This window comes from Kribbella polygonati (assembly GCF_050320105.1).
GTDB lineage: Bacteria > Actinomycetota > Actinomycetes > Propionibacteriales > Kribbellaceae > Kribbella.
This window is the reverse complement of record NZ_CP190129.1, coordinates 1355703-1367871: the sequence shown is the minus strand read 5'-3', so window position 1 is coordinate 1367871 and position 12169 is coordinate 1355703. Positions and strand designations below refer to the sequence as shown.

The 12169-nt window shown below is 70.4% G+C and carries 13 protein-coding genes; 2 read left to right on the top strand and 11 right to left on the bottom strand.

What is annotated here, in order from left to right:
• Positions 1-36 precede the first annotated feature (36 nt).
• Positions 37-1110: a phosphotransferase enzyme family protein gene (locus ACQHIV_RS06455; protein ID WP_427892529.1), complete on the top strand. Its 1074-nt coding sequence runs from the start codon at positions 37-39 to the stop codon at positions 1108-1110.
• 1 nt (position 1111) lies between these two features.
• Here ACQHIV_RS06455 and ACQHIV_RS06450 read toward each other — a convergent pair whose 3' ends face one another.
• The 10 genes from ACQHIV_RS06450 to ACQHIV_RS06405 all read right to left on the bottom strand — a co-directional run bounded on the left by ACQHIV_RS06450 (position 1112) and on the right by ACQHIV_RS06405 (position 10312).
• Positions 1112-3136 carry a primosomal protein N' gene (locus tag ACQHIV_RS06450; protein ID WP_427892528.1) on the bottom strand — a complete coding sequence of 675 codons (2025 nt, stop codon included), beginning with the start codon at positions 3134-3136 and terminating at the stop codon, positions 1112-1114.
• 112 nt (positions 3137-3248) lie between these two features.
• Entirely contained in the window at positions 3249-4442 is a 1194-nt protein-coding gene (metK, locus tag ACQHIV_RS06445; RefSeq protein WP_427892527.1) for a methionine adenosyltransferase, read from the bottom strand.
• A 186-nt stretch (positions 4443-4628) separates the two neighbouring features.
• Positions 4629-5741, bottom strand: a complete 1113-nt coding sequence (locus ACQHIV_RS06440; protein ID WP_427892526.1) for a winged helix DNA-binding domain-containing protein — start codon at positions 5739-5741, stop codon at positions 4629-4631.
• A gap of 40 nt (positions 5742-5781) precedes the next feature.
• On the bottom strand, positions 5782-7077 hold the full coding sequence (gene coaBC, locus ACQHIV_RS06435; RefSeq protein ID WP_427892525.1) for a bifunctional phosphopantothenoylcysteine decarboxylase/phosphopantothenate--cysteine ligase CoaBC: 1296 nt from the start codon (positions 7075-7077) through the stop codon (positions 5782-5784).
• A gap of 38 nt (positions 7078-7115) precedes the next feature.
• On the bottom strand, positions 7116-7421 hold the full coding sequence (rpoZ, locus tag ACQHIV_RS06430; protein WP_209695034.1) for a DNA-directed RNA polymerase subunit omega: 306 nt from the start codon (positions 7419-7421) through the stop codon (positions 7116-7118).
• Between the two features lie 2 nt (positions 7422-7423).
• Positions 7424-8044 carry a guanylate kinase gene (gene gmk / locus ACQHIV_RS06425; protein WP_427892524.1) on the bottom strand — a complete coding sequence of 207 codons (621 nt, stop codon included), beginning with the start codon at positions 8042-8044 and terminating at the stop codon, positions 7424-7426.
• 53 nt (positions 8045-8097) lie between these two features.
• Complete coding sequence (mihF, locus tag ACQHIV_RS06420; RefSeq protein ID WP_141851332.1) at positions 8098-8412, bottom strand: integration host factor, actinobacterial type; 315 nt, start codon at positions 8410-8412, stop codon at positions 8098-8100.
• 85 nt (positions 8413-8497) lie between these two features.
• A complete protein-coding gene (locus tag ACQHIV_RS06415) occupies positions 8498-8878 on the bottom strand; it encodes a hypothetical protein (RefSeq protein ID WP_427892523.1) in 381 nt (126 codons plus the stop codon).
• A gap of 78 nt (positions 8879-8956) precedes the next feature.
• On the bottom strand, positions 8957-9337 hold the full coding sequence (locus ACQHIV_RS06410; protein ID WP_427892522.1) for a hypothetical protein: 381 nt from the start codon (positions 9335-9337) through the stop codon (positions 8957-8959).
• A gap of 9 nt (positions 9338-9346) precedes the next feature.
• Positions 9347-10312 carry an EamA family transporter gene (locus ACQHIV_RS06405; RefSeq protein WP_427892521.1) on the bottom strand — a complete coding sequence of 322 codons (966 nt, stop codon included), beginning with the start codon at positions 10310-10312 and terminating at the stop codon, positions 9347-9349.
• A 69-nt stretch (positions 10313-10381) separates the two neighbouring features.
• Here ACQHIV_RS06405 and ACQHIV_RS06400 point away from each other — a divergent pair, with 69 nt between their 5' ends.
• Positions 10382-11236, top strand: a complete 855-nt coding sequence (locus ACQHIV_RS06400; protein ID WP_427892520.1) for a LysR family transcriptional regulator — start codon at positions 10382-10384, stop codon at positions 11234-11236.
• Here the strand turns inward: ACQHIV_RS06400 and ACQHIV_RS06395 are convergent.
• The gene (locus ACQHIV_RS06395; protein WP_427892519.1) at positions 11215-12162 is read right to left on the bottom strand and encodes a DUF4037 domain-containing protein; all 948 of its coding nucleotides are present in this window, start codon (positions 12160-12162) and stop codon (positions 11215-11217) included. The genes ACQHIV_RS06400 and ACQHIV_RS06395 overlap by 22 nt on opposite strands.
• Positions 12163-12169: the final 7 nt, after the last annotated feature.

Below are 12169 nucleotides of genomic sequence, written 5' to 3'. Positions count from 1 at the left end.
CACTGGGGGACGAGGGTGTCGACGAGGAGGCTTGTCATGACGAAGGACGGCAATTTCAAGAAGGTCGTACGGCGGCACGCCGAGGAGACCGGCCAGCGGTACACCGAGGCACTGACCGACCTCGAGGGGCTGACCGACCGCATCCACCACGAGCCGGACGGCGATCGGCTGCTCGTCCATCTCCGGAACCGCTACGGGATCGACGCGGTCGCGGCGACCAAGCTCAGCGTGCACAAGACGTACGTCTTCCGCATCGACCGGACCGACGGTCCCGCGTGGATCGCGCGGGCATTCCCGCCGGCCCGGTCGCGGTCCGACGTCGAGGGCGACGCCGCCGTACTGCGATTTCTCGCGCGGCACGACTATCCCGCGGAACGGCTCGCGGTCGACGACGCGGTCTCCGACTTCGACGGCAGCGCGGTCCTCGTCACCGAGTACGTCGAGAGCACGCCGCTGCCGGACGAAGAGGGCTTCGCGATCATGGCCGACCTGCTCGGACGGCTGCATGCGCTGCCGTACGACGAGACCGTCAGCCGGCCAGGCGGGGCGAGCGGCGAGGACCCCCGGCGGATGGGGACGCCGCGGCAGGATCTCCTGGCAGGGTTGGCGTTTCTCGACGCCGTGGACACGAAGGTCGGGGCGGCCGACCGCGAGCGGTTCGAGCAGCTCCTCGACCAGGTGCGCTCCGCGGACGACGCCGAAGGACTGCCCGAAGGGTTGCTCCACGGCAATCTCCTGCATGCACCCAATCACGCGATCATCGGCAAGAACGGGCCGGTAGCAATCAACTGGAAGGCATCGGGGCGAGGCGCGCGGCTCTCCGATCTCGCGTTCCTGCTGTGGGGCACGGGGAACTGGGCGCCCACGCGAAGCACGAACGAGGAGCGGGTCGAGGCGGTCGTCGCGGCGTACCGCAAGCACGTCGAGCTGACCGACGAGGAGCTCGACCGGCTCGAAGGCGTCATGTACATCAGGCCGCTCTACCTGGTGTGCTTCGGCTATCGGCGCGACCTCACCAACGGCGTGCCGTTCGACGAGTGGTGGTTCCTCGAGCCCGCGGAGTACTTCACGACGACCGCGGCGGCGGCCAGGAAGGCGTTCCGGCGGTAGGTCAGCCGAAGTTGGGCGGGTCGACCTGGAGGCGGACCGTGCCGGGGTTCTTCTTGGTGGCGCGGGCCGATTGGGCTTCCTTGAGGGAGCGGACCAGCGTGCCGCCGTGGGCGCGAGGGGTGCGGACCACGGCGCGCGCGGTCTCGTCGTCGACGTCCACCGGGCCAAGCACCTCCAGGCCGGCCGACGGCGGGATCACGTCGCGGAGGCGGGTGATCAGGTCGTTCACGGCCTCGGGCGGGCCGGTCAGCTCGGCGAGCTTGGCGGCCGGGGCGAGGCGGGCGGTACGGCGTTCCTCGATCTCGCGGAGCGCGTATCCCTCGGGGCTCCAGCGGACGATCGCCTGCAGCGGAAGGGCGGACGGGTCGCCGACCAGGATCACCGGAGCGCCCGCGCGGACCAGGGCGGCCGCGTTGAACCAGCGGCGGACGGCCTCCTCGGCGGCGCGCAGGTCGGGGCGGGACAGCAGCAGCCAGGTGTCGAGCAGCAGCGCCGCGGCGTACCCGCCCTCGGCGACCGGCTCGGCGCCGGGCGTACTCACGATCAGCGCGGGCGCGTCCGGCACGACGTCCAGCACGTTGTCGCCACCCGACGTACGGACGACGACGCCGGGGAACGCCCGCCCCAGCTCCTCCGCCGTACGGCGGGCTCCGATGATCGCGGCGCGCATCCGGGTGTCACCGCACTCCGGGCACCGGTGGTCCGCGGCCGGGCGCCCGCAGACGCTGCAGCTGGCCGGCCCCGATCCCCCGGTACGGCGCAACGTGCCGCCGCAGGTCGCGCACCGCGACGGCGCCCGGCACGTCTGGCACACCAGGCTCGGCAGGTACCCGGCCCGCGGGACCTGGACCAGCACCGGCCCGGAGCGCAGCCCCTCGCGCGCGATCTCGAAGGCCCGGTGTGGCAGCCGCGCCGCCCGCGCCGACGGGTCCCGGGCCAGGTCGTGGTCCGACTCCCCCGCGATGTGCACCGACGGCGCCGCCGCGCGGATCACCTTCCGGTCCGCGATCAGCTCGTGGGCGAACCCGGACTCGATCAGCGCCGCCGCCTCCGCGGACCGCGCAAACCCGCCGAGCAACGCCGCGCACTGCTGCCGGAACGCCCGTAGCAGCAGGACTTCGCGGGCATGCGGGTACGGCGCGCGGGGCTCGGCGTACGACTCGTCGCCGTCGTCCCAGATCGCCACCAGCCCGAGGTCCGCCACCGGCGCGAACGCCGCCGCGCGCGTCCCGATCACCACCCGCGCCCGCCCGTGCAGCGCGGCCAGGAACGCGCGATACCGGGCCGTCGGCCCGAGATCCGCCGACAGCGTGACGAACCCGGTCTCGCCCAGCACCGCTGTGCAGGCAGCCGCCAGCCGCTCCAGGTCCCGCGCGTCCGGCGCCAGCAGCAACGCGCCACGACCCGACGCCGCACACACCGCCGCAGCCTGCGCGAACGCGAGCGGCCAGTCGGCCCCCGGTACGGCGGTCCACACCGCCCGCGGCGCCTCGCCCCGCGCGATCGCGTCGAGGAAACCGGCCGGGTACGGCGACCACTCCGAGCGGGACGTCGACACCGGCGGCACCAGCGGCTGATCACAGCGCAGCGGCTCGTTCTCCACCTTCGCGTGCCGTGGCGGGACCGCGAGCCGCGTGACGTCCGCGAACACCCCGGCGTACCGGTCGGCGACCGCCCGGCACAGGTCCGCGATCTCCGGCGTCAGCACCTGCTCGCCGGACACCACCTTGCGGAGCCGGGCCAGCTTGCCGTCGTGGTCGGACTCGGCCAGCCGCTCCAGCACGAACCCGTCCAGGTCCTTGCCGGCGAACCGCACCTTCACCCGGGCACCCGGTTGCGCGGTCGCGGTCAGGTCGTCCGGGACCAGATAGTCGAACGGCCGGTCCAGGTGCGGCAGCGAGACGTCGACCGCGATCCGGGCCACCGGCAACGTCGCGGTGATCTCAGCAGGTTCCTTCGTGCGTGACCGGCGAACGGTGTCACGCAGCAGCGTCAGCTGCTCCGGCGAGTCTCCGTTCGATGTCACCGGGAAACTCTAGTCGGCCGGGACGACACTCCGTCGGAGGTCGGCCTGTCCCTGTGGACAAGCGACGGCCCGGCTGCCGTGACAGCAGCCGGGCCGTGCGGTGAACCGGGCGTTACTTGTTGATCGCGGCCTTGAGGGCCTCGACGCGGTCGGTGCGCTCCCAGGTGAAGTCCTCGCCGGTGCGGCCGAAGTGGCCGTTCCGGGCGGTCTGGGCGTAGATCGGGCGGAGCAGGTCCAGGTCCCGGATGATCGCCGCCGGGCGCAGGTCGAAGACCTCGCGGACCGCCTCGGCGATCTTCGCGACCTCGACCTTCTCGGTGCCGAACGTGTCGACGTAGAAGCCGACCGGCGCGGCCTTGCCGATCGCGTACGCGACCTGGCACTCGACCCGGTCCGCGAGGCCGGCCGCGACGATGTTCTTCGCCACCCAGCGCATCGCGTACGCCGCCGACCGGTCCACCTTCGACGGGTCCTTGCCGGAGAACGCGCCGCCGCCGTGCCGGGCCATCCCGCCGTACGTGTCGATGATGATCTTCCGCCCGGTCAGCCCGGCGTCGCCCATCGGGCCGCCGATCTCGAACCGGCCGGTCGGGTTCACCAGCAACTGGTAGCCGGTCGCGTCGATGTCGAACTGCTCGAGCACCGGGTCCACAACGTGCTTCTTGATGTCCGGCGTCAGCATCGTGTCGAGGTTGATGTCGGCCGCGTGCTGGCTGGACACCACCACGGTGTCGATCCGGACCGCCTTGTCACCGTCGTACTCGATGGTGACCTGGGTCTTGCCGTCCGGGCGCAGGTAGGCGAGCGTGCCGTTCTTCCGCACCTCGGCGAGCCGCTCGGACAGCCGGTGCGCGATCGTGATCGGCAGCGGCATCAGCTCCGGCGTCTCGTTCGACGCGTAGCCGAACATCAGCCCTTGGTCGCCGGCGCCCTGCAGGTCCAGCGCGTCCTGCGACGCGGCCGAGCGCGTCTCGTACGCCGTGTCCACGCCCTGGGCGATGTCCGCGGACTGGCTCCCGATCGCGACCTGCACCCCACAGGACGCGCCGTCGAAGCCCTTCAGGGACGAGTCGTAGCCGATCTCGAGGATGCGCGACCGCACGATCCCCGGGATGTCGACGTACGCCGTCGTGGTGACCTCACCCGCGACAACCACCAGACCCGTGGTGATCAGGGTCTCGACCGCGACCCGGCTCTTCGGGTCCTCGGCCAGCAACGCGTCGAGGATGGAGTCGCTGATCTGGTCAGCGATCTTGTCCGGGTGACCCTCGGTCACGGACTCGGACGTGAAAAGGCGCCTCGCCACAGTTCTCCCTCGAATTCCTCGTGTGCCGCCCGGCTGATGGATCCGGCCGCGCGATCCCCCCAATGCACCGGCGGTTGGCGATGCATCTGGGAAGTATGCCAGCAGTTTCCCCCGGGATCCCGGCGACGCTCCGAATTCGTCCGATATACAAGACCAGCGACCATATTCTGGACAACTGGCCAGGTTTCACGCGTGCGGGCCGACCGTCACGTCGCCGAGTGTGAGCGAGGGCGCAGCACCGAGGATCGCACCCAACCGGTCCACCTCGGCGTCGAGCAGCTGCCGCCGGCGCCGGTTCAGCGGGGCCAGCGCCTCGACCGTGACGTGCAGTGTCCGGCCGGCCTTCTTCTGGTGCCAGACGCCCGCGACGACGCCGTCCACGAGCAGCAGCGGATAGTTCCCGGCCTGGCCGCGGGCGGTCGCGCGCTCGAACGCCTTGCCGGGGAAGAGCAGCTCCCGCGGGTAGCTGCCGACGCCGTACGCGTCGAAGTACGGCAGCAGGCGTACGCCGTCGGCACGGTCGTCCGGGAAGTCCTCGTCCCCTGGTGCCACCCACGCCATCTCACCGTTGAGCCGGACCTGCGGGAGGTCGTCGAAGTACGGCTTGACCAGGGTGGGCGTGGTCTTGAGCCAACGGGCGAACTGCTGCGGGGTGGCGGGGCCATAGGAGTACAGGTACCGGTGGAGCAGTTCGGTGAGCGCCTTCTCGGCGGGCATCGGGTCGAACGGGCGCAGACGGTGCGGATTCGAGTACGTCGTGAGCCGTCCGCGCATCGGCCCGTGACAGAGGACGCCGGCGTGCGCCGCGACGTACACCGCCTGCCGCCACCGCGCCCACGCGCCCTGGAACGCGGGGATGGTCGGCGTACGAGCCCATTCACCGGTCCGCCGTACGACCTCCTCGGTCAGCTCGTCGACGGTCAGGTCGTCGTCCGCGAGCGCCTCCCCGATCGCCACCACCACCTGGTCGATCTCGTCCGGCGTCATCCGGATCGGCTCCGGCTGCTGCCCGTTCCCCGGCAGCCCCGACAACGCCCCGGTCCACATCGGCAGATCCTCGACCGGCAACAGATGCACGGTCCCCCGCGGCCCGAACGTCTTCACCAGCCCGTCGTCCCGCTGCACCGTCCCCCGATCCGCCCCCACCACCCGCACCGCCACGGAAACCTCCCCCGCCGCCGCGATCTGCGCATGCGCCCCACACATCCCCCGCACCGCGTCAACCGCCGCACCCACAGGCTCGACCAGCCCGTGCCGCCGCATCCGCCGCCCAACCACAGCACCCCAGGAGATCTCCATCCCCCGACCCTAGAACGAGAAGCGGACAGCTCCTGTCCTCTTAGGACCAGCGGGTGGCGACCAGGTTCCAGATGACGCCGGAGAGGGCGTCTTTCGAGCCGGAGGGGACGGGGAGGGCGGTGCCGGTGCGGTCGAGGATTACGGCTTCGTTGAGGTCGCTGCCGAAGACCTTGCCGCCGGAGACGTCGTTGACGACCAGGAGGTCGCAGCCCTTGCGTTCGAGTTTGGCGCGGCCGAGCTCGAGGACCGTGTGGTTGGCGTCGCCGGTCTCCGCGGCGAACCCGACGATGACCTGGTCGGGGCGGGCGCGGTCGTGCGAGATCGTGTGCAGGATGTCCGGGTTCTGCACCAGGTTGACCGCGGGTACGGCGCCGTCGGCGGTCTTCTTGATCTTGTGCTCGACGACGTCCGCCGGGCGGAAGTCCGCGACCGCCGCGGCCATCACGATCGCGTCGGCGTCGGCGGCCCGGCCGGTGATCTCGTCGTACAGGTCCTGGGCCGAGACCACCGGCACCACCTGGACGCCGGCCGGGTCGGGCAGCTCGGAGTTGGCCGCGACCAGCGTCACCTTCGCGCCGCGGGCGGCCGCGATCCGGGCCAGCGCGTACCCCTGCTTCCCGGACGACGAGTTGCCGAGGTACCGCACCGGGTCGAGGTGCTCGCGGGTCCCGCCGGCGCTGATCAGTACGTGCTTCCCGGTCAGATCGGCCACCGACTGCCCGGCCGCCCGCGCCGCCTCGTCGGCGAGCATCAGCTGGCTGATCGCGAAGATCTCCGACGGCTCCGGCAGCCGGCCACGCCCGGTGTCCGAGCCGGTCAGCCGCCCGACCGCCGGGTCGAGCACGGTGATCCCCCGCGACCGCAGCGTCGCGACGTTCGCCTGGGTGGCCGGGTGTTCCCACATCTCGGTGTGCATCGCGGCCGCGAACAGGATCGGGCAGCGCGCGGTGAGCAGTGTGTTCGTGAGCAGGTCGTCGGCCAGCCCGTGCGCCGCCTTCGCGATCAGGTTCGCGGTGGCGGGCGCCACCACGACCAACTCGGCGGCCTTGCCGATCCGCACATGCGGCACTTCGTGGACGTCGTCGAACGGGTCCGCGGTCACCGGCTTCCCGGACAGCGCCGCCCAGGTCGCCGCGCCGACGAACTCCAGCGCGGCCGCCGTCGGCACCACCCGCACACTGTGCCCGAACTCGGTCAGCCGCCGCAGCAGGTCACAGACCTTGTACGCCGCGATCCCGCCGCCGACGCCCAGCACGACGTTCGGCTTGTGCCTGGGCACGACGTCAGCCCCCGGCGCGCTCGGCGTACCGGGGGTCTGGTCACCGGTTGCGGACATCTACGCGGACTCCGTTCCCGGTCGGTCGTGTGGGGTTGTTACTCGGACTTCTCCGCGGCCGCGGCGGCTTCCGCCTCGGCCTCGGGGTCGATGTCCGTGCAGGTCAGCACACCGTCGTTGATCTCGCGCATGGCGATCGACAGCGGCTTCTCCTGGACGTGCGTCTCGACCAGCGGTCCGACGTACTCCAGCAGGCCCTCGCCGAGCTGCGAGTAGTAGGCGTTGATCTGCCGCGCCCGCTTGGCCGAGTACAGCACGAGCTTGTACTTGGAGTCGGTGTGGGTGAGCAGGTCGTCGATCGGCGGGGAGGTGATGCCGATGGCGACGGGCTGGTTGCCAGACAAGTTCAGCTCTTTCCAGGGGTGGAGGGTGATCGAATCAACTTTACCAACTGATCGGCGGCCTCCCGAACCGAGGCGTTCACGATCGTCACGTCGAACTCCTTCTCGGCCGCGAGCTCCAGCACCGCCGTCTCGAGCCGGCGTTCGCGCTCCTCCGGCGTCTCGGTGCCGCGACCGACCAGCCGGCGGACCAGCTCGTCCCAGCTCGGCGGTGCCAGGAAGACGAAGTGCGCCTCCGGCATCGTCTCGCGGACCTGCCGGGCGCCCTGCAGGTCGATCTCCAGCAGCGCGGGCCGGCCGGTGGCGAGCTTGTCCAGCACCGGCTGCCGCGGCGTACCGTACCTAGCCGCCTTGTGCACGACCGCCCACTCGAGCAGCTCGCCGGCGGCGATCATCCGGTCGAACTCGGCGTCCGACACGAACAGGTAGTGCACGCCGTGCACCTCGTTCGGCCGCGGCTTGCGGGTGGTGGCCGACACCGAGATCCAGATGTCCGGGAACCGCTCCCGGATGTCCGCGGCGACCGTGCCCTTGCCGACCGCGGTCGGTCCGGCCAGCACGGTCAGCCTGGCCGGCGGCCGCTCACCGCTGTCGGCCGGTGCAGGGTCGTTCGGGTGCGTGGTCATCGTCACACCAGTGTCCAACGAGCCAGTCGGTGTTTTGGTCTGGCTCACCTGGATCACTCGGCGAATTCGCGCTCGAGCGCCGCGATCTGGTTCGAGCCGAGGCCGCGGACCCGCCGGGTCTCGGAGATGCCCGCGCGCTCCATGATCTGCTGCGCCCGGACCTTGCCGACGCCGGGGATGCACTGCAGCAGCTGGCTGACCCGCATCTTGCCGATCACGTCGTTCGTCTGCCCCTCGTGCAGCACCTCCGTCGGAGACGCTCCCGAGTGCCGGATCCGGTTCTTGATCTCGGCTCGTTCACGCCGCGCCGCCGCGGCCTTGTCCAGAGCTGCCGCACGCTGCTCCGGAGTCAAAGTAGGAAGTGGCACCGTTTCACCTTGTCCCGTTGTATGGCTTCGCAAGGGAACCTAACACGGGTTCAGCCCGGGGATCGGACGACGTCGGGTCGAGTCGTCAGTTCAGCTTGGGCAGGTCGACCTTGCAGCTGTCCTTCGCCTGCCCCGAGATGTTGTTGTACGCCGTCATCACGGCGCCGGTCTGGTTGCTCAGCTTGGCCAGCTCGGCCTTGTCCGAACCGGCCCTCTTGGCCTTCTCGGCGAACGCCACGACCACGCCCCAGTCGTCCTTGACGTCCTTCGGCGCGGAGCCCTGGAGCTTCTTCGCCTGGTCCAGGATCTTCACGTAGTCGACCGGCTTCTGCGGGTCGACGTCGACCACCTTGGCGGCGTACTTGGCCAGATCGACGCAGTACGCCTGGTCGTCGGTACAGGCGGTCAGCAGACCGGCACCGGCGGCGACGGTGGCGAGAACGGCGAGAACGGCGAGAGTCTTCACGGAAAGTCACGCTACTACCCGGCGGGTTCCGGTGGGACGGAACGGGCAGAGCCGTCCCACCGATGCACCCGCGGTGGATCAGTTACCGGTGCTGTTCATGTCGATCTTGCAGGAGTCCTTCGCCTGCTTGGTGATCGCTTGCTGCGCCGACTGGATCTTGGCCATGCCGTCGCCCTTGGCCAGCTCCGCCAGCTTGGTGGTGTCGCCGTTCGCGTCCTTGACCTTGCCGATGTAGTCGATGACGACCTGCCAGTCGTCCTTCAGGTCCTTCGGCGCCGAGCTCTTGACCTTCTTGGACTCCGACAGGATCTTGTCCAGGTCCCCGGGCTTCTTGGTGTCGAGGTTCTTGCCGGTGTCGACGTAGCTCTTCAGGTCGTCGCAGTAGTTGCCACCCGAGCAGGCCGTCAGGGCGCCAACACTCATCGTCACAACCGCCGCGAGGGCTGCCAGCTTCCGCATCGTGTTCCTTCACTGTGTCACGCGGGAAGACCGTGGCTCCCCGTCCGCCGACACCTTTCCGAACGCCGGGGTCACCGCACCTTCCGGCACGCCGTGAACAACGTCGCACTCCGCGACTGGAACCCGTTTGTGACGTACTGCGTCAGCGCCGAAGGTGATCGCCACCGCGTTCGCGGACACGATCACGAGGATCGCGAACCAGTCGAGCACCGCCAGCCGCTGATGCAGTACAACGAGTCCGACGAGAGCCGCGAGTACCGGGTTGACGCTCATGAACACGCCGAAGAACTGCGCCGAGACCCGCCGTAGCGTCAGAACGTCCACGAAGTAAGGGACTGCGGACGACAGCACACCAGCAGCCAGCGCGTACGTCGCGGCCGCGAGCGTCGCGGGGTGATGCAGCAGTACGACGATGCCGACGGGTACGTAGGCCAAACCGGACAGTCCGGCCGCCGCGGCGGCACCTGTTGCACCCGGCAACTCTCTGCCGACCTTGCGGTTCAGGAGGATGTAGAACGCCCAGCAGAGCGCCGCGAGCAGGCCCAAGCCGACGCCTAGGTAGTCCGTTGTCGCTTGCGGGCGGGTGAGGAGGATGACGGCCGGAGCGGCCACGAGTGCGCACACCAGGTCCAGCAGGCGCCGAGAGCCCAGCAGTGCAACGGAGAGCGGACCCAGGAACTCGAGCGTCACGGCGAGTCCCAGGCCCACGCGGTCGATGGCTGTGTAGAGGGACAGGTTCATGACGGCGAAGACCGCGGCCAGGGCGATCACTGTGCGCCACTGGCGGGCGGTGATCGTACGGAATCGCGGCCGGCCGACGGCGAGCAGCAGGAGCGCGGCGACCCACTGCCGGATCGCCACCACGCCCGCCGGTCCGATCACCGGGAACGCGAGCGCCGCCACCGACGCACCGACCTGCGTCGACAGCCCGCTGCCGAGCATCATCACCACACCGACCCACCGATCTCGCCTCACGATCCCGAGGATCCGCTCCCGGCGGCCCGCTGCAAAATGCGGCGTACGGCGGATCTATACGCTGGAGTCATGGAGATCCGGCAGCTGCGGTGCCTGGTGGAGATCGTCGACGCCGGCACGTTCACCGACGCCGCAATCGAGCTCGGGATCTCGCAGGCCGCGGTGTCCCGGAACCTGCTGGCGCTGGAACGCGAACTTGGCGTCCGCCTGCTGCACCGCACCAGCCGGTCGCTCACTCCGACCGCCGTCGGCGTCCGGGTCCTCGCCCGTGCGCGGCACGTCCTGGCGGAGCTCGACGAACTCGTCGCCGACGCGACCGGCGGACACAGCCGGCTCCGCGTCGGGCACGCGTGGTCGGCGTTCGGCAGCCACACCCGCGAGTTCCAGCGCCGCTGGGCGGCCGAGCATCCCGGGACCGAGCTGCAGCTGATCCGCACCAACACCCCGACCGGCGGCCTCGCCGAGGGCCTGTGCGACCTCGCGGTCGTCCGCAGCCACCTCGACCTCCGGCGCTTCGCGCACGTCCTGCTCACCCAGGAGCAGCGGTACTGCGCTCTGCCCGCCGACGACCCGCTCACCCGGAAACGGGCCGTCACGCTCGACCAGCTCCGGCACAGGACCCTCGTCATCGACCGGCGTACCGGCAGCACCACGGCCGATCTGTGGCCGCCGGACGCGCGCCCGGCGATCGAGTACACCCAGGACGTCGACGACTGGCTGGCCGCGGTCGCGTCGGGGCGCTGCGTCGGGATGACACCGCAGGCCACGACGACGCAGTACCGGCGCGACGGCGTCACGTACCGCCCGGTGCGGGACGCGGCGCCGGTCGACGTACACCTGATCTGGCAGCGCGAGGATCCGCACCCGGCGACGCAGGCCGCCGTGGAGCTGCTCGGCCGGCTCTACAGCAGCTCCACCAGCTGACGGCGGTCAGCGGGACGCCAGAACGCGTCGCGGACCTGCTCGATCCCGCCGACGCGCCAGCGCTCGAAGATCCGCAGGACGTCCGGGTCCTGGATCTGGGCGGTGAGCTCGCCGATGAAGTCGCCCCACAGGACCTTGAACGGCCGCCCGCACATCTGCTCCACGCGGAGCGTCACCGGTTCGGTGATCCCGAGCCGGTTGTGCAGCTCACCGACAGCGGCGTACACCGCCAGCAGCGAATCCTCGCGCTCCTGCCACGTACCGGCGCGCAGCACCTCGCGCAGCAGCGGCTCCAGCGCCGGACCGCACGACAGCTGACGGAACGCCGTACCGAACCATTTGGAGTACGGCGCGTAGGTGCGCTCCAGCACGAAGCACAGCTGCATCAGATCGTGCACGAGCCGTGCCCCGATCAGCGACGAACCGAGCTCGTCGCCGACGTACCCGACGCGACCGACCAGGTTCATCTCCGGGTGCACGCGCCACCAGGCGACGAGCATCAGGTACCGCCAGAGGTCGTCCGGGTAGTACGCCAGCCGGTCACGGACCGCCTGCAGGCCGAGGTCGTCGTGGAAGACATCGCCCGCGGTGTGCTGGCGAAGGATCGACTCCGGAAAGGTCAACCAGTCCATCGGCCTCAGCTCGGCGTCGACGTCGAAGGACAGCTGCTCGAGGAAGTAGTCGCGGATCGTGTGCACCTCGACGAACGCGGCCCGTCCCTCGAACTCCGGCGGGACCCGCACCTCGAGATCCCCGTCGGCGAACAGCAGCACGCGGGCTTCGCAGTTGTGGTCCGTCGACATCTCGTCGTCGAACCCGAGCACCTCCGAACCACGCCCCATCAGCGCCGCACTGTGCGGCACGTCGACGACGTGCCGCACAACCTCGTGGTAGAACCGTGCGCACAGCTCCAGGCCTGACGTCATCCGACGA

Excerpts from the sequence above, each read along its gene's own strand:
- ACQHIV_RS06455 (WP_427892529.1), top strand. The coding sequence starts at position 37 with ATGACGAAGGACGGCAATTTCAAGAAGGTCGTACGGCGGCACGCCGAG.
- ACQHIV_RS06400 (WP_427892520.1), top strand. The coding sequence starts at position 10,382 with ATGGAGATCCGGCAGCTGCGGTGCCTGGTGGAGATCGTCGACGCCGGC.
- ACQHIV_RS06395 (WP_427892519.1), bottom strand. The coding sequence starts at position 12,162 with ATGACGTCAGGCCTGGAGCTGTGCGCACGGTTCTACCACGAGGTTGTG.
- gmk (WP_427892524.1), bottom strand. The coding sequence starts at position 8,044 with ATGACCACGCACCCGAACGACCCTGCACCGGCCGACAGCGGTGAGCGG.
- ACQHIV_RS06440 (WP_427892526.1), bottom strand. The coding sequence starts at position 5,741 with ATGGAGATCTCCTGGGGTGCTGTGGTTGGGCGGCGGATGCGGCGGCAC.
- coaBC (WP_427892525.1), bottom strand. The coding sequence starts at position 7,077 with ATGTCCGCAACCGGTGACCAGACCCCCGGTACGCCGAGCGCGCCGGGG.
- ACQHIV_RS06410 (WP_427892522.1), bottom strand. The coding sequence starts at position 9,337 with ATGCGGAAGCTGGCAGCCCTCGCGGCGGTTGTGACGATGAGTGTTGGC.